The 21,962-nt window shown below is 66.2% G+C and carries 18 protein-coding genes; 15 read left to right on the forward strand and 3 right to left on the reverse strand.

The features are described from left to right. On the reverse strand, positions 1–618 hold the full coding sequence (locus ACIP1U_RS10830) for a TetR/AcrR family transcriptional regulator (protein WP_400314602.1): 618 nt from the start codon (positions 616–618) through the stop codon (positions 1–3). 156 nt (positions 619–774) lie between these two features. On the opposite strand from ACIP1U_RS10830, the gene ACIP1U_RS10835 reads away from it, so the two are divergent. After that, positions 775–2,745 carry an alkyl/aryl-sulfatase gene (locus tag ACIP1U_RS10835; RefSeq protein ID WP_400314604.1) on the forward strand — a complete coding sequence of 657 codons (1,971 nt, stop codon included), beginning with the start codon at positions 775–777 and terminating at the stop codon, positions 2,743–2,745. A gap of 277 nt (positions 2,746–3,022) precedes the next feature. Further along, entirely contained in the window at positions 3,023–3,751 is a 729-nt protein-coding gene (locus ACIP1U_RS10840) for an OmpW family protein (protein WP_400314606.1), read from the forward strand. 64 nt (positions 3,752–3,815) lie between these two features. On the opposite strand, the gene ACIP1U_RS10845 is transcribed toward ACIP1U_RS10840, so the two are convergent. Continuing rightward, on the reverse strand, positions 3,816–4,016 hold the full coding sequence (locus ACIP1U_RS10845) for a heavy-metal-associated domain-containing protein (RefSeq protein ID WP_400314607.1): 201 nt from the start codon (positions 4,014–4,016) through the stop codon (positions 3,816–3,818). A gap of 186 nt (positions 4,017–4,202) precedes the next feature. On the opposite strand from ACIP1U_RS10845, the gene ACIP1U_RS10850 reads away from it, so the two are divergent. The 3 genes from ACIP1U_RS10850 to ACIP1U_RS10860 all read left to right on the forward strand — a co-directional run bounded on the left by ACIP1U_RS10850 (position 4,203) and on the right by ACIP1U_RS10860 (position 8,196). After that, a complete protein-coding gene (locus ACIP1U_RS10850; protein WP_400314608.1) occupies positions 4,203–6,701 on the forward strand; it encodes a heavy metal translocating P-type ATPase in 2,499 nt (832 codons plus the stop codon). Beyond that, entirely contained in the window at positions 6,698–7,138 is a 441-nt protein-coding gene (gene cueR, locus ACIP1U_RS10855) for a Cu(I)-responsive transcriptional regulator (RefSeq protein WP_400314610.1), read from the forward strand. Before ACIP1U_RS10850 ends, cueR begins: the two co-directional genes overlap by 4 nt. A gap of 80 nt (positions 7,139–7,218) precedes the next feature. Next, positions 7,219–8,196: a lysophospholipase gene (locus ACIP1U_RS10860; protein WP_400314612.1), complete on the forward strand. Its 978-nt coding sequence runs from the start codon at positions 7,219–7,221 to the stop codon at positions 8,194–8,196. Here the strand turns inward: ACIP1U_RS10860 and ACIP1U_RS10865 are convergent. Further along, positions 8,193–9,080, reverse strand: coding sequence for a LysR family transcriptional regulator (locus tag ACIP1U_RS10865; protein ID WP_400314614.1), 888 nt, complete (start codon positions 9,078–9,080; stop codon positions 8,193–8,195). The two genes, ACIP1U_RS10860 and ACIP1U_RS10865, sit on opposite strands and share 4 nt — an antisense overlap. 194 nt (positions 9,081–9,274) lie before the next feature. On the opposite strand from ACIP1U_RS10865, the gene ACIP1U_RS10870 reads away from it, so the two are divergent. The 10 genes from ACIP1U_RS10870 to ACIP1U_RS10915 all read left to right on the forward strand — a co-directional run bounded on the left by ACIP1U_RS10870 (position 9,275) and on the right by ACIP1U_RS10915 (position 21,827). After that, complete coding sequence (locus ACIP1U_RS10870; RefSeq protein WP_400314845.1) at positions 9,275–10,843, forward strand: CoA-acylating methylmalonate-semialdehyde dehydrogenase; 1,569 nt, start codon at positions 9,275–9,277, stop codon at positions 10,841–10,843. 790 nt (positions 10,844–11,633) lie between these two features. Beyond that, positions 11,634–13,298: a GMC family oxidoreductase gene (locus ACIP1U_RS10875; RefSeq protein ID WP_400314847.1), complete on the forward strand. Its 1,665-nt coding sequence runs from the start codon at positions 11,634–11,636 to the stop codon at positions 13,296–13,298. Between the two features lie 369 nt (positions 13,299–13,667). Further along, the gene (locus tag ACIP1U_RS10880; RefSeq protein ID WP_400314615.1) at positions 13,668–14,444 is read left to right on the forward strand and encodes an ABC transporter ATP-binding protein; all 777 of its coding nucleotides are present in this window, start codon (positions 13,668–13,670) and stop codon (positions 14,442–14,444) included. Between the two features lie 16 nt (positions 14,445–14,460). Continuing rightward, complete coding sequence (locus tag ACIP1U_RS10885; protein WP_400314617.1) at positions 14,461–15,192, forward strand: ABC transporter ATP-binding protein; 732 nt, start codon at positions 14,461–14,463, stop codon at positions 15,190–15,192. A gap of 88 nt (positions 15,193–15,280) precedes the next feature. Beyond that, the gene (locus tag ACIP1U_RS10890) at positions 15,281–16,489 is read left to right on the forward strand and encodes an ABC transporter substrate-binding protein (RefSeq protein WP_400314618.1); all 1,209 of its coding nucleotides are present in this window, start codon (positions 15,281–15,283) and stop codon (positions 16,487–16,489) included. 225 nt (positions 16,490–16,714) lie between these two features. Next, positions 16,715–17,599, forward strand: a complete 885-nt coding sequence (locus ACIP1U_RS10895) for a branched-chain amino acid ABC transporter permease (protein ID WP_400314620.1) — start codon at positions 16,715–16,717, stop codon at positions 17,597–17,599. Then, the gene (locus ACIP1U_RS10900; RefSeq protein ID WP_400314622.1) at positions 17,599–18,645 is read left to right on the forward strand and encodes a branched-chain amino acid ABC transporter permease; all 1,047 of its coding nucleotides are present in this window, start codon (positions 17,599–17,601) and stop codon (positions 18,643–18,645) included. Before ACIP1U_RS10895 ends, ACIP1U_RS10900 begins: the two co-directional genes overlap by 1 nt. Positions 18,646–18,984: 339 nt before the next feature. Further along, positions 18,985–19,539 (forward strand): hypothetical protein, encoded by a 555-nt coding sequence (locus tag ACIP1U_RS10905; protein ID WP_400314624.1) that lies wholly within the window; start codon positions 18,985–18,987, stop codon positions 19,537–19,539. Between the two features lie 61 nt (positions 19,540–19,600). Beyond that, complete coding sequence (locus tag ACIP1U_RS10910; RefSeq protein WP_400314849.1) at positions 19,601–20,359, forward strand: sulfite exporter TauE/SafE family protein; 759 nt, start codon at positions 19,601–19,603, stop codon at positions 20,357–20,359. Between the two features lie 319 nt (positions 20,360–20,678). After that, the gene (locus tag ACIP1U_RS10915) at positions 20,679–21,827 is read left to right on the forward strand and encodes an ABC transporter substrate-binding protein (RefSeq protein ID WP_400314625.1); all 1,149 of its coding nucleotides are present in this window, start codon (positions 20,679–20,681) and stop codon (positions 21,825–21,827) included. The last annotated feature ends 135 nt before the right edge of the window (positions 21,828–21,962 follow it).

Genomic DNA, 21,962 nt, shown 5'->3' on the forward strand with positions numbered 1-21,962 from the left:
TCAGCCCGCCCGGGCGCGCAGCCAATCGCTGAACAAGGTACGCGCCGGCGCGAGGAAACTGGCAATGGGCTCGCTGCGGTCGCTGGCGTACCAGTGGACATAGCAGCCGTGCAGCGTCGCCACGATCAGGCGCGACATCTCGGGCGGCAGCGGCTGGCCCGGCAGTGACAGCGCCTCGGCCAGGTCGCGCACATGCGCGTCCCAGCTGTGCCGGATTTGCTCGCGCACGCTGGCCGGCACGCCGCCGGAGAACAGCAGGCCAAGCACCACGCCCTTGGCCTCGGGGTTGGCCGTGAAATAGTCGGCGAGTTCGTCGAACAGGGTTTCCAACCGCTGCGGCGGCGTCTTGCCGGCATGCCGGGCGACACCTCCCAGGTCATGTCCGAAGTCTTCGAACAGGCTGGTCGCGGCCTGCGCCAGCAGCATTTCCTTGCTGCCGAAGTGCCAGAGCAGGCTGCTCTTGGCCACCCCGACCTGGGCGGAGACCTGGTCGAGCGTCACCTCGGAGTAGCCATGTGCGCTGATCAGCTCCCGCGCGACGGCGAGAATCCGGTCGCGGGTTTCCAGGCCGCGGCGGTTCTTGAGCGCCGCGGGCGGGGATTTGGTGGTCGGGGGCATCGAAGACGGCATACGGGGCGGGGGCAGATTTCAGAATTTTCAGGCCGGCAGCGATTTGACAGTAGAGGAGTTCTGCCAGCAAACTCCATGATTGTACTGAACGTTCAGCACAATCTTGTGGCGCGACGTTGCTGACAGCGCCCAAAGGAGACCCGCATGCCGTACCCGACCTCCACTGCCGCGGCCTTCGCCGCAGCCCTCGTTTTCGCCGGCTCTTCCGGATCGTCCAACGCCGCTCCCACACCGGCCAACCCGGCCAGCGACGCCACGGCCCGCGCCCAGGCCGCCGTGCTGCAACAGTTGCCGTTCCAGAACCAGCGCGATTTCGAGGACGCACGCCGGGGCTTCATCGGCACCATCGACAGCGGCGAGATCCGCGATGCGCAGGGCAAGGTGGTTTGGTCGCTGGATTCGTACCGTTTCATTGACAAGGATGTCGCACCGGCGACGGTCAATCCCAGCCTGTGGCGGCAAGCCCGGCTGAACTTGAACCACGGCCTGTTCCAGGTGACCGACCGCATCTACCAGATCCGCGGTCTCGATATCTCCAACATGACGATCATCGAGGGCGACTCCGGCCTGATCGTGATCGACCCGCTGACCGCCACCGAGACCGCGCGCACCGGCCTGGAGCTTTACTACAAGCACCGCCCCAAAAAGCCGGTGGTGGCGGTGATCTACACGCACAGCCATGCCGATCACTTCGGCGGCGCCAAGGGCGTGATCAGCGAAGAGGACGTCAAGGCGGGGAAGGTCAAGGTGCTGGCGCCCGAAGGCTTCATGGAAGAGGCGGTCAGCGAGAACGTCTTTGCCGGCAACGCCATGAGCCGGCGCGCCCAGTACATGTACGGCACAACTCTGCCGCGCTCGGCCACCGCCCAGGTCGATGCCGGGCTGGGCAAGGCGGTGGCGCAGGGCACACTGACGCTGGTGCCGCCCACCGACCTGATCACCAGGACCGGCGAAACCCGCACCATCGACGGCGTGCAGATCGAGTTCCTGATGGCTCCCGGCACCGAGGCGCCCGCCGAGATGCTGATGTACCTGCCACAGTGGAAGGCGCTGTGCGCGGCCGAGGATGCCACCCACAACCTGCATAACCTGTACACCATCCGCGGCGCGCAGGTGCGCGACGCCAACCAGTGGTGGCGCGCGCTGGACGAGACCATCGACCGCTTCGGCAACCGCACGGAGGTGCTGTTCGCGCAGCACCACTGGCCGACCTGGGGCCGCGACAATATCGTCACCTACCTGGGCAAGCAGCGCGATGGCTACAAGTACATCCACGACCAGTCGCTGCGGCTGGCCAACCTGGGCTACGTGCCGGCGGAGATTGCCGAGCGCGTGAAGCTGCCGCCGTCGCTGGCTTCCGAATGGCACCTGCGCGACTACTACGGCACCGTCAGCCACAACGCCAAAGCGGTCTACCAGCGCTACCTCGGCTGGTACGACGCCAATCCCGCCAACCTGAACCCGCTGCCGCCGGAGGATGCCGGCAAGCGCTATGTCGAGTACATGGGCGGCGCGGCGCGCGTGCTGGAGCGGGCGCGCGCGTCTTATGCGCGCGGCGAGTACCGCTGGGTGGCCGAGGTGCTCAAGCACGTGGTCTTTGCCGACCCGAACAACCAGGCCGCGCGCCGGCTGCAGGCCGATGCGCTGGAGCAGCTCGGCTACCAGGCCGAGTCGTCGACCTGGCGCAACGCCTACCTGACCGGCGCGGCCGAACTGCGCGACGGCGCGCCTAAGTCCACGCGCCGCACCGGCAGCCCCGACGTGCTGCGGGCGATGACCGACACCATGTTCCTGGACTACCTGGCAATCAGCCTGAACGGCGAGCGCGCCGCGGGCAAGACCGTGGCGATCAACTGGATCCAGCCCGACACCGGCAAGCGCTACGCGCTGACCGTCGAGAACGGCGTGTTCCGCTACAAGGCAGGTGCGCAGCATGCCGCACCGCAGGCCACGCTGACGATGCCGCGCGCCGTGCTGACCGGCGTGCTGGCGGGGCAGACCACGCTGCAGGCGGAGGCCGGCCGCGCGAAGGTCGATGGCGATCCGCAGGCGCTCGCTGCATGGGTGGCGCTGATGGACAGGTTCGAGCCGAGCTTCGCCATCGTCACGCCCTGATCGCCTGGTCCCTCGCGAGGGAGGGACCAGGCGGGCGTTGTTGCGCAGCCGGCCCCTAAACCCTCGTATCATTCATGGTTTTTTCCGGCGCGCGGCATAAAGCGTTGCGCCGACGCAGCGTTTACCCTGCCTGGCCACGCTTCCAGCCGGGGTTTCTTAGTGGTTTACCCTTCCTTTAGGGGGCGTCCTCTACGAATCTGTATCGTCGGTGAAACAGTCCCGCTCCCACACGCCGGATAATGCATGCGGCAGTAAACGAATGAGGAGTAAGAGGACTATGAAATCGAACTACAAGAAGAAGATGCTGGCGGCCGGCGCTGTCATGGCGTTGGCAGGAGCCGCACAAGCACAGTCGGCGGGCAGCAATATCGTCAGCCTGGGCTGGTTCCGCGTGATGCCGAACAGCTCCGCCGACCCGATGACCGTCGACACTATCAACGGCCGCCCGGTCAACATGACCCGCCCCAACACCGGCGCCGACATCGAGACCGCCGACACGATCGGCCTGGCGTTTTCGCACTTCTTCACGGACAACATCTCGGGCGAGCTGGTCGCGGGCATCCCGCCCAAGCACGACGTCAAGGGCACCGGCGAGTACGCGCAGTACGGCAAGCTGGGCACGGTCAAGCAATGGAGCCCGGCGCTGCTGGTCAAGTACCATTTCTTCGACGCCAAGGCCAAGTTCCGTCCGTATGTCGGCATCGGCGTGAACTACACGTGGTTCACCGACGAAACCATCACCAACCAGCAGTTCGTCAATGGCGCGTTCGGCATTCCCGGCGCCAAGATGACCGCCAGCGCCAAGCCGTCGTGGAACCCGGTATTCAACATCGGCGCCAACTACGCCATCACCGATAACTGGTTCGTCGGCCTGTCGGTGTCGTACCTGCCGCTCTCGACTCGAGCCACCTTTACCACGCAAGGCGGACCGGTGACCATCGTGTCGCACACCAAGATCAAGATCGACCCGGTCGTGACATTCCTGAGCGTGGGCTACCGCTTCTGAGCACGGCGCCACGGCCAATGTAAAAGGGACGCCAAGGCGTCCCTTTTTGTTGCAAGCGTGCCGCTTACGACACCGACTTGACCGGATAGCCAGCCTCTTCAATTGCGTCCCGCAGTGCCTGCGTGTCGGCGCTGCTGTCCACGCGCACGGCGTGGGCCGGTACATCGGCGCTGACCTTTGCGGCCGGATCAACTGCCTGCACGGCACGCGTGATGGCGCCGACGCAATGGTTGCAGGACATGCCTTCGACCTGGAACTGGATCATGCTGGAAACCTCCTGAAGGGGATGACTGGCGGCACGGTGCCGCGACAGATGTAGTGTGAACCTTGCTATGGTGGGAAGCGCAAGAGGATTTTTAAGTGTCGCAAAAGCCATGCTGATTCACCCTTGACCTTCCCATGATGGTAAGGTCCATGATGCTGACATCGACACTGTGGATGATCCAGGACCATGACCAGTTCCAGCGCTGTGCTCGCTCCGCAACCCGCCAAGACCTTTGACGACGCGCCCGAATGGCGCCTGCCGGTCGAGGGCATGACCTGCGCCTCGTGCGTGCGCCGCGTGGAAAACGCGCTGGCGCGCGTGCCAGGCGTACGCGACGTGGCCGTCAACCTTGCCACCGAGGCCGCCACGCTGCGTGCCGACTCCGCTGCCGTGCTGCCGGCCGCCGCGCGTGCCGTGGCCGATGCCGGCTATGCGGTGCTGCAGGACACCGTCGAGCTGCAAGTCACCGACATGACCTGCGCCTCGTGCGTGACGCGCGTGGAAAAGGCCCTGCGCGCCGTGCCGGGCGTGGTGGAGGCGCAAGTCAACCTGGCCACCGAGCGCGCCACGGTCACGGTGCTGCGCGGCACCGCCGATGGCGCCGCGCTGGCTGCCGCCGTGGCTCGCGCGGGCTATGGGGCCACGCCGGCGGCTGGCGCTGAAGCCAGCGCAGCGGCTTCGGCGCAGGCCGCGCGCACGCCCGCATTCTGGGACGGCCCCTGGCCGGTGGCGATCTCGGCCGCGCTGTCGCTGCCGCTGGTCGCGCCGATGGTGCTGGAATGGTTCGGCGTGCACTGGATGCTGCCAGCCTGGGTGCAGTGGCTGCTGGCGACGCCGGTGCAGTTTGTGTTCGGCTGGCGCTTCTACAAGGCTGGCTGGAAGGCTGTGCGCGCGGGTGCCGGCAACATGGACTTGCTGGTGGCACTGGGCACGACCGCGGCGTACGGCCTGTCGCTGTGGCTGATGTGGCGCACGCCTGCCGATGCCATGCCGCACCTGTACTTCGAAAGCGCGGCGGTGGTGATCACGCTGGTGCGGCTGGGCAAGTGGCTGGAGACGCGCGCCAAACGCCAGACCGCCGAGGCCATCCGCGCGCTGGCGGCGCTGCGCCCCGATACCGCGCGCGTGCGCCGTGGGGGCCAGGAAGCCAGCGTGCCGCTGGCATCGGTGCGCGTCGGCGACGAAGTGGTGGTGCGCCCGGGCGAGCGCATCCCGGTCGATGCCGAGGTGATCGAAGGCAGCAGCCATGCGGACGAATCGATGCTGACCGGCGAGAGCGTGCCGGTGCCCAAGAAGCCGGGCGACCGGCTGACCGGCGGCGCGATCAACTTCGAAGGGCTGCTGGTGGCGCGCACCGTTGCCGTCGGCGCCGAGACCGTGCTGGCGCGCATCATCCGCATGGTCGAGCATGCGCAGGCGGCCAAGGCGCCGATCCAGCGCATGGTGGACCGGGTCAGCGCGGTATTCGTGCCGGTGGTGCTGGTCATTGCGCTGGTGACGGTGCTGGGCTGGGGCCTGCTGGGCGGAAACTGGGAAGCCGCGCTGCTCAATGCAGTGGCGGTGCTGGTGATCGCCTGCCCGTGCGCGCTGGGGCTGGCTACGCCCACCGCGATCATGGCGGGCACAGGCGCCGGGGCGCGTGCGGGCATCCTGATCAAGGACGCCGAGGCGCTGGAAGTGGCGCATCGCGTCAGCGTGGTGGCGTTCGACAAGACCGGCACGCTGACGGTCGGCAAGCCCGAGGTGGTGGCGCTGCATGCCGCCGATCCTGCCGATGCCGACGGCGGCGCGCTGCTGGCGCGTCTGGCCGCGCTGCAGGCCGGCAGCGAACACCCGCTGGCGCGCGCGGTGCTGGCCGCGGCGCAGGTGCGCGGCATCGCCATACCCAAGGCCGCGGACGTCCAGGCGCTGCCGGGCCGCGGCATCGCCGGCGTGGTCGATGGCCAGGCGCTGCAACTCGGCAGCGAACGGCTGCGTGAATCGCTGGGCGCGGAAGCGGGTACGCTGGCGCCGGTGGCGCAGCGGCTGCGCGACGAAGGCCGCACCGTGTCGTGGCTGGTCGAGGCCACGCCGCCGCGCGTCGTTGGGCTGGTTGCGTTTGGCGATGCGATCAAGCCGGGCGCGCCCGGGGCGATCGCCAGGCTGCGCGCGGCGGGCGTGCGCACCGTGATGCTGACTGGCGACAACGCCGGCGCGGCGGCGCGGGTGGCGCGCGAACTCGGTCTCGACGAAGTTCAGGCTGAGGTATTGCCCGAGGACAAGGCCGCACGCGTGCAGGCGCTGGGGCAGGGTGGCGCGGTCGTGGCGATGGTGGGCGACGGCATCAACGATGCGCCGGCGCTGGCGGCGGCCGATGTCGGCATCGCCATGTCCACCGGTACCGATGTCGCCATGCACGCAGCCGGCATCACGCTGATGCGCGGCGACCCGGCGCTGGTGGCCGATGCGCTGGTGGTCTCGCACCGCACCGTGCGCAAGATCCGCCAGAACCTGTTCTGGGCATTTTTCTACAACGTGGTCGGCATTCCGCTGGCGGCGGCGGGGCTGCTGAACCCGGTGGTGGCGGGCGCGGCAATGGCGTTCTCCAGCGTCAGCGTGGTCGGCAATGCCTTGCTGCTGCGGCGCTGGCATCCGCAGTCCGGCGCGGCGGCCGCGGCGGTTGCAACTCAGGGAGGCAAGCGATGAATATCGGCGAAGCGGCGCAGGCGTCTGGCGTGTCGGCCAAGATGATCCGGCACTACGAATCGATCGGGTTGGTGGCGGCGCCGCCGCGCACCGAGGGCGGCTACCGGCGCTATGACGAACGCGCGTTGCATACCTTGCGCTTCGTGCGGCGCGCCCGTAATCTGGGCTTCTCGCTCGACGAGATCCGTGACCTGCTGTCGCTGTGGCGCGACCGCGGCCGCGCCAGCGCCGACGTCAAGGCGCTGACGCTCAGGCATGTGGCCGACCTGGAGCAGCGCATCGCCGAGTTGGCGGCGATGCGCGATACGTTGCGGCAACTGGCGCAGCATTGCAGCGGCGACGACCGGCCGGACTGCCCGATCCTCGCCGATATCGCGGACGTGCCCGAGGCGGGCGGTGCGCGCAAATCGGCGCGAGAAGGGTATGGCTGTCACTGATCGCCTTGGGCGCAGTACGCAGGACGACAACAACAATGCCGGCGCTCGCGCCGGCGTGGCCGCAGGGGAGCGCGCAGCGCATGGCACAACCGACGACGGACGATCTCGCTTCCGCAGCCGCCGCTGCCGGGGCCGCGGAGGCCAAGGGCGCCAACGCAGGCCCTGAAGCCGCCATTGCGCACGCACCCGTGCAAAGCCGCCAGCGCATGCGTGACGGCACCGAGCTGCTGCTGCGCACCTGGCAACCCGACCCCGGGCGCTTTGCCGAGCCGCTCGGCTCGGTGCTGCTGGTGCACGGACTGGCCGAACACGCCGGGCGCTACCAGCACGTCGCCGACCTGCTCTGCGGATTGGGATTGCGCGTGCGTGCATTCGACCTGCGCGGACACGGCGCCAGCGGCGGTGCGCGCATGGTGGCCGATCATCCCGACATCTATCTCGAGGACCTGGCCGAAATCTACGACGCCGCGCTGCACGGCTGGAAAGAGTTGCCGATCCTGCTCGGCCACAGCATGGGCGGGCTGATCGCGGCGCGCTTTGCCACCGCGCGCGTGCGCCCGGCGCGTGCGCTGGTGCTGTCATCCCCCGCGCTGGCGCTGCGGCTGTCGCGGCCGATGCTGGCGCTGCACCGTGTGCTGCTGACACTGGCGCCGCGCCTGCGCGTGCCCAACCCGATCGACGCGCGGCTCCTGTCGCACGACCCCACCGTGGTGGCGGCCTACCGCGCCGACCCGCTGGTGCAGACCACCATCACAGCCAGCGTGCTGGAGAGTTTTATCCGCGGCATGGCGCAGGCACAGGCCGATGCCGCGCGGCTGGAGACACCGATGCTGATGCTGGTCGGCGGCGCCGACCGCGTGGTCGATCCGGCGGGCAGCCGCAGCTTCTTCGACAATGCGCCGCCCGACCTGCGCGATGAGGTCTGGTATCCGCACGGCTTCCACGAGATATTTAACGAAGCGCAGCCGCTGCGCGGCGAAGTGTTCGCGGCGCTGAGCGACTGGCTGCGGCGGCACCTGCAACCCTCTGCGCCGCCGTCCGGGTCACAGGCGGCCTAAGTCCGGAACACCGACTCCGCCACGCCGAACACCGCGGCCACCACCGGGTCGTCGCGGCGCGTCGCCAGGCAGACCAGCGTCAGCTCGGTCTGCACGGACATGCCCTCGACGATCGCCAGGCCGTGCGCATGCGATTCGCGCAGCGCAATCGAATCGCGTACCAGCGACAGTCCCACGCCGGAACGGACCAGGTCCAGCATCGATGCTTCCTGGTCCACGTGCGCCACCTTGGGTACGCCGGCTGCGTCGACACCCGCCTGCGCGAAGCGCTCGCACAGCAGGCGGTTATGCGCAGATTCTGGCGGCGTCCAGATCCACGGCAGCGTCGCCAGCTGCGCCCATGAGCGCAGCGCGGTGCGCTCCTTCCAGCCCTTGGGCGCGACCACGTAGTACGAGAACGGCGTCAGCGTCAGCGCATGGAAGCTCGCGTCGGGCGGCTGGCCGAGGTAGAAGCCGACATCGAGCGCCCCGCTGCGTACCTGTTGCAGCACCCACCCCGACATGCCGTGGCGCAGCTCGGTGCCGATCTGCGGGTGGCGCTCGACCAGTGTGCGCAGCATCGGCCCCAGCCGCGTGAATTCCGGGTCGAGGATGGTGCCGATCGCCAGCCGGCCGCGCACCGTGTGATGCATGGCATTGACGGTGTGCTGCAGGTCGCCCACGCCGTCGAGGATGCGCTCGGCCAGCGGCAGCAGCGCGGCGCCGTCCGCGGTCAGCGTCAGGCCGGCAGCGGTGCGTTCAAACAGTTTGATGCGCCATGCCGACTGCAGCGCCTTGAGCTGCAGGCTGACAGCAGGCTGGGTCAGGTGCAGCCGCTGCGCGGCGCGGGTCAGGTTGCCTTCGCGGGCGACGGCGACGAATGCGCGCAGGTGGTGGAGGTCCAAGGCAATGGGGGCGTTTCGATGGCGCGAGTTGTGCGGCGCAATATTTAGCGCGGCTTATATTGCGTTTGACGATAAATCATTGGACGGGGCGGTGCAACTGCACCAAGCTTGCGCTCATCCCGGCCCGCCGCGCCACGCGCGGCAAACGCGTGGCGGCGCTGTTATTACCGCGCTGTTATTACCGCGCGCCAATGATGCGGCCGATCCTCGATATCCAGTATCAAGCAGGAGTGGACGTGGAAGACATCCTTGCAGAAGCCAGCGCTGTGCAAACTACCGTTGGACATTTCATCGGGGGCCGGCAGACGCGTGGCGCGTCGCAACGCCTGGCCGATATCTTTAACCCTGCGATCGGCGAAGTTGCCGCGCGCGTGGCGCTCGCCACCGCGCAGGACGTAGCCGATGCCGTGGCCGCCGCCAAGGCCGCCTTTCCCGCATGGTCCGAGACCCCGCCGCTGCGCCGGGCGCGCATCCTGTTCAAGTTCAAGGAGCTGCTCGACCAGCACCATGACGACCTGGCCGCGCTGATCACGCGCGAGCATGGCAAGGTGTTCTCGGATGCCAAGGGCGAGGTCACGCGGGGCATTGAGGTGGTGGAGTTTGCCTGCGGCATTCCCAACCTGCTCAAGACCGATTTCACCGACAACATCGGTGGCGGCATCGACAACTGGAACCTGCGCCAGCCGCTGGGCGTGGTGGCGGGGATCACGCCGTTCAACTTCCCGGTGATGGTGCCGATGTGGATGTTCCCGGTGGCGCTGGCGTGCGGCAATACGTTCGTGCTGAAGCCGTCTGAGCGGGATCCGTCTCCGAGTTTGCTGATTGCGGATCTGCTGCGCCAGGCTGGCTTGCCCGATGGCGTGTTCAACGTCGTGCAGGGGGACAAGGAAGCGGTCGATGCGCTGCTGGCGCATCCGGATGTGCAGGCATTGTCGTTCGTTGGCTCGACGCCGATTGCCGAGTACATCTATACGGAAGGGACGAAGCACGGCAAGCGGGTACAGGCGCTGGGCGGGGCCAAGAACCACCTGGTGGTGATGCCTGATGCGGATCTCGACCAGGCGGTCGATGCGCTGATTGGTGCGGCCTATGGCTCGGCGGGAGAGCGCTGCATGGCGATCTCCGTGGCCGTGGCGGTTGGCGATGTCGCCGACAAGCTGGTGCCGCGGCTGGCGGAGCGGGCGCGTGCGCTGAAGATCCGCAACGGCATGGAGTCGGACGCGGAAATGGGTCCGCTGGTGACCGGGGCGCACAAGGCCAAGGTCGAGGGCTATATCGCCAAAGGCGTGGAAGAGGGCGCGACGCTGGTGACCGATGGGCGGGGGCACAAGGTCGACGGGCATGAGAACGGGTTCTATGTCGGCGGCACGCTGTTCGATCATGTGAAGCCCGACATGACCATCTACAAGGAAGAGATTTTCGGCCCGGTGTTGTCGGTGGTGCGGGTGCATGACTTTGCCGAGGCCGTTGCGCTGATCAATGCGCATGAGTTTGGCAATGGGGTGTCTTGCTACACCAGCGACGGTGGGATTGCGAGGGCGTTTGCGCGGCAGATCCAGATAGGTATGGTTGGGATTAATGTTCCTATCCCTGTTCCTATGGCCTGGCATTCATTTGGTGGATGGAAGCGGTCGTTGTTTGGGGATCACCATGCCTATGGTGAAGAAGGGGTGCGGTTCTATACGCGCTACAAGAGTGTGATGCAGCGCTGGCCGGATGCTATTGCCAAGGGGGCGGAATTTACGATGCCGGTGGCTAAGTAAATGTTGGTTTGATCTTTGTGTTGGGTTGCGGCTGGCATCAAGTGGCTATTTGATGCGCCCGGTTCCGCCCTAAAGGGCGGGTAACTTTTTGTCCAAGCGACAAAAAGTCACCAAAAAGCGCGTTTACGGCCCTGCGGGCGGCCACTCTTATCGTAGTGAGCGACGGCTTTCGTACGGGGCTGGGCTTCGTTGCAGGGCAGGACTGCCTGACGCCGTGGTGCGCCACGGTGGCTCTGGATTGACGCGGTTTTTGGACGAGCCCAGAGCTGTGGGTGGCCCCTGCTGCTGACGTCAACGCAGGAACGCCTACGGCTGCGCTGCGCGCGGGTCGTAGGTGACACGCTGTGGCTGGTCGATTGCTGGTTATTTGTTGTGGTTGTTCGGCTTTGCGTTGGACGCCGGCGAGCGTAGCGAAGCGGATCTGTGCTCGAGCGCCTGACCTAAGATGCTGCCTGCGCGCAGCGCAGCCGAAGGCGTTCCTGCGTTGACGTCAGCAGCAGGGGCCACCCAACAGCTCGGGGTTCGTTCAACAACCGCGTCAATACGCGTCCACGGTGGAGATCTATGCGGCAGGCAGTCCAGCAAACTCTGAAGCAAAGCCCCGTACGAAAGCCCCGGCACACTACGATAAGAGTGGCCGCCCGCCCAAGGCAGTAAACGCGCTTTTTGGTGACTTTTTGTCGCTCGGACAAAAAGTTACCCGCCCTTCAGGGCGGAACCGGGCGCATCAAATATCCACCAGATGCCAAGCCGTCAGGCACCGAAGATCAAAATGCAAACCAAACCCGCCATGGAGACATTCGACTACATCATCATTGGCGCCGGCTCAGCCGGCTGTGTCCTGGCAAACCGCCTGACCCAGGATCCTGACATCAACGTCCTCCTGCTGGAAGCCGGCGGCAAGGACGATTACCACTGGATCCACATCCCGGTAGGCTACCTGTACTGCATCGGCAACCCCCGCACGGACTGGCTCTACCGCACCGAAGCCGAAGCCGGCCTGAACGGACGCTCGCTAGGCTACCCCCGCGGCCGCGTGCTGGGCGGATGCTCTTCCATCAACGGCATGATCTACATGCGCGGCCAGCGCGAAGACTACGACGACTGGGCCAGCCTGTCCGGCGACGACGGCTGGAAATGGGACAACGTGCTCCCGCTGTTCAAACGCTGTGAAGACCACCACCGCGGCGCAAGCGAATTCCATGGCGCCCACGGCGAGTGGCGCGTCGAAGCGCAGCGGCTACGCTGGGACATCCTCGAGCGCTTTGCCGATGCGGCAGAACAAGCCGGCATTCCGCGTACCGACGACTTCAACCAGGGCGACAACTTCGGCGTCGGCTACTTTGAAGTGAACCAGCGCCGCGGCATCCGCTGGAACACCGCCAAGGCCTTCCTGCGCCGCGCGTCGGAGCGCCCGAACCTGACCATCGTCACCGGCGCGCAAGTCAGCGCGCTCACCTTCGACGGGCGTCGCTGCACTGGCGTGCAATACATAGGCGGCGGGCAGCCGCATGACGTGGCGGCGCGGCATGAAGTCATCCTCTCTGCCGGCGCGGTCAATACGCCGCAGTTGCTGGAGCTGTCCGGCATCGGCCAGCCGGAACGGCTGCGCGCACTCGGCATCGACGTACGCCACGCCTTGCCCGGCGTGGGCGAAAACCTGCAGGACCACCTGCAGCTGCGCACCGTGGTCAAGGTCAACGGCGTGCGTACGCTCAACACGCGTGCCGCCAGCCTCTGGGGCAAGTTGTGCATCGGCGTTGAGTACGCCTTCAACCAGAGCGGGCCGATGAGCATGGCGCCGTCGCAGCTGGGGGCCTTCGCGCGCTCGGATCCGTCGCAGGCGCGGCCCAATGTGGAGTACCACGTGCAGCCGCTGTCACTGGACAAGTTCGGCGACCCGCTGCATGCGTTCAATGCCTTCACCGCCAGCGCCTGCAACCTGCGGCCGACCTCGCGCGGCAGTGTGCATGCGCGCAGCGGGGATTTCCGCGACGCGCCGGTGATCGCGCCCAACTACCTGTCGACCGACGAAGACCGGCGTGTCGCCGCCGATTCGCTGCGTCTGACGCGCCGCATCGTGGCGTCGCCGGCGCTGGCGCCGTACCAGCCCGAGGAATACCTGCCGGGTGCGGCGTTCCAGACCGACGAAGAACTGGCCGAAGCGGCCGGCAGCATCGGCACCACCATCTTCCATCCCGTCGGCACCTGCAAGATGGGACGCGGCGACGACGGCATGGCGGTGGTCGACAACCGGCTGCGGGTGTTCGGCATCGAGGGACTGCGCGTGGTCGATGCCTCGGTGATGCCGCTGATCACCTCGGGCAATACCAATTCGCCCACCATCATGATTGCCGAACGCGCCAGCGACATGATCCGCGAAGACCGCCGGCGGGGTGCGGGAGCAGCGGATGTGATGGCGCCAGCGCCACTGGCCGCGGCGGAAAGTGCCTGAAGGCGGCGCGCGCAGGCTGTGCAGCATGGGAAATCGGGGCGGGAAAGGGGGGCAGGCGCCAGGTGGCGTTTGCTGATCATGTGCGCCTGCAAAAAAACTGACACTTGGTTCATGTTTCATAGTGCAAACCCCGATGTTTTGCGATGCAACAGGCGCACACAATAGACGCCTCGGAGGGTGCGCGGGCTGCACATTGTGCGAGCCCTTGCTCTCCGGCGGGAGCCGCCCCGCAAAGCCATAACAAAGACTCCGCAGCACGCCGAAACCACGGATGTGCCTGACGGACGCGGCACAGGGCCTACAGGCCGGTTCGGACCATCAGTCAGTGCCGGGCATCACCCGGCGTACAACGAAGGGCGGGCAGGAGACATGAACCAGCAGGAAACTATCCTGGAAACGCGGAACCTCACCAAGGAGTTCAAGGGGTTCACCGCGGTGAGCGACGTCAACCTACAGGTGCGCCGCGGCTCGATTCATGCATTGATCGGCCCCAACGGCGCAGGCAAGACCACTTGCTTCAACCTGCTCACCAAGTTCCTGGAGCCGACCACCGGCACCATCGTATTCAACGGCATCGACATCACCCGCGAGAAGCCCGCGCAGATCGCGCGCCGCGGCGTGATCCGTTCGTTCCAGATCTCGGCGGTGTTCCCGCACCTGACGGTGATGGAGAACGTGCGCATCGGGCTGCAGCGCCAGCTTGGCACCGCTTACCAGTTCTGGCGCAGCGAGCGCTCGCTCGATGTGCTCAATGACCGCGCCATGGAGCTGCTCGAGCAAGTGGGGCTGACCGAGTTCGCGCAGACACTGACGGTGAACCTGCCGTACGGGCGCAAGCGCGCGCTGGAGATCGCCACCACGCTGGCGATGGAGCCCGAGCTGATGCTGCTCGACGAGCCCACGCAGGGCATGGGCCACGAGGACGTGGACCGCGTCACGCAGCTGATCAAGAAGGTCTCGGCAGGGCGCACCATCCTGATGGTCGAGCACAACATGAGCGTGGTCTCGTCGATCGCCGACAAGATCACCGTGCTGCAGCGTGGCGCGATCCTGGCCGAGGGGCCTTACGCCGAGGTGTCGAAGGACCCGCGCGTGATGGAGGCCTACATGGGCACGGCCGATGCCGAGCTGCAAGGCGCGCACTGAAGCGGGGGACGATACGATGAGCACGAACAACACACCCGCACTCGAAATCAAGGGCCTGCAGGCCTGGTACGGCGAATCGCACATCCTGCACGGCGTCGACCTCACGGTGAACCGCGGCGAAGTGGTGACGCTGCTGGGCCGCAACGGCGCGGGCCGCACCACCACGCTGCGCGCGATCATGGGCCTGACCGGCGCGCGCAAGGGTTCGATCAAGGTCAACGGCAACGAGACCATCGGCCTGCCGACGCACAAGATCGCGCACTACGGCATCGGCTACTGCCCCGAAGAGCGCGCGATCTTCTCCAGCCTGTCATGCGAGGAGAACCTGCTGCTGCCCCCGCAGCTCAAAGGCAAGGCGGGTGAACGCAACAGCGGCATGAGCGAGGCCGAACTCTACGAAATGTTCCCCAACCTGAAGGAGCGCCGCCAGAGCCAGGGCACGCGACTGTCGGGCGGCGAGCAGCAGATGCTGGCGGTGGCGCGCATCCTGCGCACCGGCGCCAACCTGCTGCTGCTCGATGAAATCTCGGAAGGGCTGGCGCCGGTGATCGTGCAGGCGCTGGCGCGCATGATCCGGATGCTCAAGCAGAAGGGGTACACGGTGGTGATGGTGGAGCAGAACTTCCGCTTCGCCGCGCCGCTGGCCGACCGCTTCTACGTGATGGAGCACGGCAGCATCGTCGAACGCTTCGATGCCAGCGAACTGCAGGCAAAGATGCCGGTGCTGCATGAACTGCTCGGGGTCTGATCCCGGGATCTGAACGATACCCGGATCGTTGATTGCTGTTTGGCAGGAACGGGTGGCGCATCGCCGCCGCAAATCAGGAGACAAAGAGATGAAAAAGACTCGGCTCGCGGCCGCGATGGCGGCTATTGCCATGGGTGCGGTTTCGTTCGGCGCTGCCGCGCAGGTATCCGGCGACACTGTGAAGATCGGCTATATCACCGACATGTCTGGCCTGTACGCCGACATCGACGGTCCCGGCGGCCTGGAAGCCATCAAGATGGCGATCGAGGACCGCGGCGGCAAGGTGCTGGGCAAGCCCATCGAGATTGTTTCCGCCGACCACCAGAACAAGGCCGACATCGCCGCCTCCAAGGCGCGCGAATGGATGGACCAGCAGGGCCTGGACATGCTGCTGGGCGGCACCAACTCGGGCACCGCGCTGGCGATGAACAAGGTCGCTTCGGAGAAGAAGCGCGTCTACATCAACATCGGCGCCGGCACCGCGCGCCTGACCAACGAAGAGTGCTCGCCGTACACGGTGCACTACGCCTATGACACGGTGGCGCTGGCCAAGGGCACCGGCAGCGCGGTGGTCAAGCAGGGCGGCAAGTCGTGGTTCTTCCTGACCGCTGACTACGCCTTCGGCCACTCGCTGGAAAGCGACACCGCCGCGGTGGTGAAGGCCAACGGCGGCACGGTGGCGGGGCAGGTACGCCATCCGCTGTCGGCGTCCGACTTCTCGTCGTTCCTGCTGCAGGCGCAGTCGTCCAAGGCGCAGATCCTGGGTCTGGCCAACGCCGGCGGCGACACCATCAATTCGATCAAGGCGGCCAAGGAATTCGGCATCACCAAGTCGATGAAGATCGCCGGCCTGCTGATGTTCATCAACGACATCCACAGCCTGGGTCTGAAGAACACCGAAGGCCTGCTGATGACCGACAGCTGGTACTGGGACATGAACGATGACACCCGCAAGTTCGCCAACCGCTTCTTCGGCAAGATGAAGAAGATGCCGAGCAGCCTGCAGGCCGCGGATTATTCGGCGGCCAGCACTTACCTGAAGGCGGTGGAAGCAGCCAAGACCGACGATCCGGACAAGGTCATGGCCGAGCTGAAGAAGATGAAGATCAACGACTTCTATACCAAGGGCTATATCCGCCAGGACGGCCGTGGCATCCACGACATGTACCTGATGCAGGTGAAGACCGCGGCCGAGTCGAAGAAGCCGTGGGATTACCTGAAGGTGGTGGCGACCATCCCGGGCGACCAGGCATTTACGACGGTGGCCGAGTCGAAGTGCGCGATGTTGAAGAAGTAAGAGCCGTCGACACTGCGACGGTTTGCTCCCCTCTCCCGCCTGCGGGAGAGGGGCAGGGGGAGAGGGCAGGCGCAGGCAGGAGCGCGGCGCAATCAAACTTCCGGCAGCGGTCCTGAGGCTCGCATGCGCCGGTGTTGAAGTCGGCAGCCCCTTCCGCGCCGGCCCTCTCCCCCAACCCCTCTCCCGCGCACGGGAGAGGGGGGTCACCACCAGCAATTGACGCTCATGGACATCTTTGGAATTCCCCTGCCTGCCATGCTTTCCCAGCTGTTGCTGGGGCTGGTGAACGGCGCCTTCTATGCGATGCTGAGCCTGGGCCTGGCGGTCATCTTCGGCCTGCTCAACGTCATCAATTTCGCGCACGGCGCGCTCTTCATGCTGGGTGCTGTGCTGGCCTGGATGGGTATGGAGTACGCCGGGCTCAACTACTGGGTCATGCTGCTGCTGTCGCCGCTGGTCGTTGCCGCCCTCGGGGTGGTGATCGAGAAGACCATGCTGCGCTGGATCTACAAGCTCGACCACATCTACGGCCTGCTGCTGACGCTGGGGATCACGCTGGTGATCGAGGGCATCTTCCGCTCCGCCTACGGCGTGTCAGGGCTGCCGTATTCGACGCCGGACGTGCTGCAGGGCGCGACGGACCTGGGCTTCATGATCCTGCCCAACTACCGCGCATGGGTCGTGGTGGCGTCGCTGGTGGTGTGCTTTGCGACCTGGTACGTGATCGAGAAGACCAAGCTGGGCGCCTACCTGCGCGCCGGCACCGAGAATCCCAAGATGGTCGAGGCCTTCGGCGTCAACGTGCCGCTGATGGTGACGCTGACCTACGGCTTCGGCGTGGCGCTGGCCGCGTTTGCCGGGGTGCTGGCCGCGCCGGTGATCCAGATCTCGCCGCTGATGGGGCAGAACCTGATCATCATCGTGTTCGCGGTGGTGGTGATCGGCGGCATGGGTTCGATCATGGGTTCGATCCTGACCGGCCTGGGGCTGGGCGTGGTCGAGGGCCTGACCAAGGTGTTCTATCCTGAAGCATCGTCGACCGTGGTGTTCTTCATCATGGTGATCGTGCTGCTGCTGCGCCCGGCCGGGCTGTTCGGGAAGGAGAAGTGATGAGCGTACCAACCACATCATCGACGCAGCCCGCGGTGGCTGCCAACGCGGGCCAGGCAGGAAAGGGACAGGGCGTGCAGAAGAAACTGTTGTACGGATTGCTGCTGCTGGCGCTGATCGTGGCGCCGCTGGCCGGTGCCTATCCGGTGTTCGTGCTCAAGGTGCTGTGCTTCGCGCTGTTTGCGTGCGCGTTCAACCTGCTGATCGGCTATACCGGGCTGCTGTCGTTCGGCCACGCGGCCTTCTTCGGCGGTGCCGGCTACGCGGCGGGCCATGCCATGAAGGTCTGGGGCGTAACGCCGGAGATCGGGCTGATCCTGGGCACGGCCACCGGCGCGCTGATCGGCTACGTGGTCGGCTCGCTGGCGATCCGCCGACAGGGCATCTACTTTTCGATGATTACGCTGGCGCTGGCGCAGATGCTGTTCTTTATCTGCCTGCAGGCGCCGTTCACCGGCGGCGAGGACGGGCTGCAGGGCATCCCGCGCGGCAAGCTGTTCGGCGTGCTGCCGCTGTCGGATGACCTGACGCTGTACTACGTGGCGCTGGTGATCATGGTCGCGGCCTTCGCGCTGATCGTGCGCACGGTGCACTCGCCGTTCGGCCAGATCCTGAAGGCGATCAAGGAGAACGAGCCGCGCGCGATTTCGCTGGGCTACGATGTCGACCGCTTCAAGCTGACGGCCTTCGTGCTGTCGGCCGCGCTGTCGGGCCTGGCCGGGTCGATCAAGGCGCTGGTGCTGGGCTTCGAGACCCTGACCGACGTGCACTGGTCGATGTCGGGCTCGGTGATCCTGATGACGCTGGTGGGCGGCCTGGGCACCTTGTCGGGCCCGATCGTCGGCGCCTTCGTGATCGTGGCGCTGGAGAACAAGCTGGGCGACATCGGCAGCTTCCTGGCTTCAGCCACCGGCCTGCAGTGGTTCAACACGCTGGGCGAGTCGGTGACGATGGTGACCGGGGTGATCTTCGTGATCTGCGTGCTGACCTTCCGCCGAGGCATCATGGGCGAACTGCTGGCCCGGTTTGGTCGCAAGCACGAGTGATCGTGGGGCGACATGCCCGAATCTGGGGCTAGGGTTTTTTCTAGCTTGTCCTCGGTGCACCGCTTCGTTACATTCCATATACGGTTTTCGCAGGTTAAATGGAGGCGGAAGCGAGGAGACGACAGGCGCGCACCCGGTGTCGGGTAGCAGCGTTATAAAATAAAGGGCGTTGCCGGGTGATCCTCGGCAACGCTTTTTTCATTGGTGCTTCGCCCACGGCAGTAAGCCCCTCAATTCCCCCTCTGTGCCGCGCTCGCCTCATTTTGGGGCAGCCATGCCGGATTGGCATCACTCCACTCCCCGCCGCATGCGACAATGCGGGCGCTTCCGTTGCCCGCCATGCCTGCCTATCCCCCTGATTCCCAAGATCCGCCGCCACCGGACAGCTCGGATCGTCCCGACGCCGCGCCGCAACGCCCCATACCGCAGTTGTGGGTACGCGCGGGCCAAAGTGCCGACGGCGCCATGCTGGAGGCCTGGCTGGCAGCCGTGCAGCCGATGCCGGTGCCGGCGGCCAGGGCACGGCGGCTGATGCTGGATGCGTTGCTGGCGCAGTCCGGACGCGGGATCTGCCTGCTGGCCCATGGCGCCGCGCCGGACGATGTGCTGGCTTGCCTGCCGGTGGTGCTGGTGCCGAGCCTGGAGCTGGCCGGTCTGGCCGCCCTGGCTACGGAATGGTGGGTACGGCCCGGCCTTGATGCCGGCATGGCCCGCGCCTGCCTGGACGCCAGCTGCGACACGCTGGCCGACTGGGGGCGCGCCCATGGCATCCGCCATGCGCTGCTCACCCCGGCGCTGGCCGGCGCGCACGGCGGCGCGCCGCCCGGCTTTGCCCCGCATGCCGGCGGCATGTGGCTGCGCAGCCTGGTGCCGGCGGCCAAGGTGCTCGGCTGAGCCGAGGCTGACGCGTCTCGTCTTTCCTCCTCCCGTTTTTCCTTTTCCCGTTCCCGCAATGATGGAGTTCGCATTCCTGGCGGTTGCCGCCTTTCTCGCCGGCATGATCGACGCGGTCGCCGGCGGCGGCGGCCTGGTCCAGATCCCGGCGCTGTTCTCCGCCTATCCCGGCATGGCGCCGGCAACGCTGCTGGGGACCAACAAGGTAGGCTCGATCGCCGGCACCGCCAACGCCGCGCTGCGCTACGGCCGCAGCGTGCGCATCTACTGGGGCGCGACCGCGCCGGCGGTGGTGGCGGCCTTTGTCTTCTCGATGGCCGGTGCGTGGGCGTTGACCATGATCCCGGCCGAGCCGATGCGCAAGGCGCTGCCGTTCATCCTGGTGACGCTGCTGGTGTATACGCTGGCCAAGAAGGACCTGGGGGCAGAGCATGCGCCGACGCTGAAAGGCGGCCGCGAACGGTTCGCGGCCTTGCTTGCCGGCGCGGTGCTCGGTTTCTACGACGGCGTGTTCGGCCCCGGCACCGGCAGCTTCCTGATGATCGTGTTCGTGCGCGTGTTCGGCTATGACTTCCTGCACGCCGCGGCGTCGACCAAGCTGGTCAACCTCGCCACCAACCTGGCGGCGTTGCTGCTGCTCGCCAGCAAGGGCCATATCTGGTGGCAACTGGGGCTGGTGATGGCGGTGGCCAATGTCGCCGGCAGCCAGGTGGGCAGCCGGCTGGCGTTGCGCCATGGCAGCGCGTTCGTGCGCAAGGTGTTTATCGTGGTGGTGAGCGCGTTGATCCTGAAGACGGCGTGGGATGCCTTTGCGCGCTGAGCGACTGGGCGCGGCGCTTGATGCGGGTTAATCCTGCTTTTCGCGTCAAGTCGCTGTGATAGACTCGATTCGCATTCCCGACCGCGCGGTCGGCGAATGACAGAAGCGTCAATTCCGGGGTGAAGGGCCGGTTCGCCAGGGGCGAGCGGGTTCTCGGCGTGGACGGGAAATGGGGAACGATGTGTCATCGTTCCTGGCAGTAGCGCAGGTGCCGGCGATGTGCCTGCGTCAGGCCCGAGGGGTCGGAAAAAAATGAATGGGCATCCGCCGGTGGACGTTGGACGGATGCCTTTCCGTTTCAGGAACCGAAGGAGACAAGATGGATTTCAAGCGCGCCAGCCTGCTGGCAATCGCGGCGGCCTGCCTGGTTGCCGGTGCCGCCCAGGCGCAGGTCAAGGTTGGGGTCACGGTGTCGGCAACGGGTCCGGCGGCATCGCTGGGTATTCCGGAGAAGAACACCTTCACGCTGATGCCGAAGGAAATCGCGGGCAAGAAGATCGAGTACATCGTCCTGGACGACGCTTCCGACACCACCACGGCGGTCAAGAACACCCGCAAGCTGATCAGCGAAGACAAGGTTGACGTGGTGGTCGGTTCCACCGTGACGCCAAACTCCCTGGCCATGGTCGACGTGGTCGCCGAGAACGATACGCCGATGATCACCATGGCCGCGTCGGCCCGCATCATCGAGCCGATGGATGCCAAACGCGCCTGGGTCTTCAAGACCCCGCAGAACGACTCGCACATGGCCACTGCCATTGCCGAGCACATGGGCAACAACAACGTGAAGACGGTGGCCTTCATTGGCTTCGCGGACGCCTATGGCGACAGCTGGGCGCAGGAGTTCGCCAAGGTGGCGGAGATGCGCAAGATCAAGGTGGTTGCCAACGAGCGCTTTGCCCGCACCGACACCTCGGTGACCGGCCAGGTGCTGAAGATGATGAGCGCCAACGCCGACGCCGTGCTGATCGCAGGCTCGGGTACGCCCGCGGCGCTGCCGGCCAAGACGCTGAAGGAGCGCGGCTACAAGGGCAAGGTCTACCAGACGCACGGCGTGGCCAACGCCGACTTCCTGCGCGTCTGCGGCAAGGATTGCGAAGGCACGTTCCTGCCGGCCGGCCCGCTGCTGGTGGCCGAACAACTGCCCGACAGCAACCCGGTGAAAAAGCCGGCCATGGCCTACAAGACTGCCTACGAGAAAGCCTTCGGCGGCCAGGTCTCGACCTTCGGCGGCCATGCCTGGGATGCGGGCCTGATCCTGCAGCACGCCATCCCCGAGGCGCTCAAGAAGGGCCAGCCCGGCACCAAGGAATTCCGCAAGGCGCTGCGCGACGCCATGGAGCAGACCAGGAACCTGCCAGTGTCGCACGGCATCATGAACATGAGCGCCACCGATCACCTCGGCTTCGACCAGCGCGCACGCGTGATGGTGCAGATCGTCGACGGCAAGTGGAAGCTGCTGAAATAAGCCGCTGCACAAAATTCCTGAGTGACAGGGAAGCAAGGGTGAAGCAGGGCGCATGGGTTTTGCCATGCGCCTTTTTTTCTGCCGTACCGCAATACCTAGGGTTGCCGAGTATTTCCGCAATGGGTAACCCGTTTA

Source organism: Cupriavidus sp. NPDC089707, from assembly GCF_044748965.1.
GTDB lineage: Bacteria > Pseudomonadota > Gammaproteobacteria > Burkholderiales > Burkholderiaceae > Cupriavidus.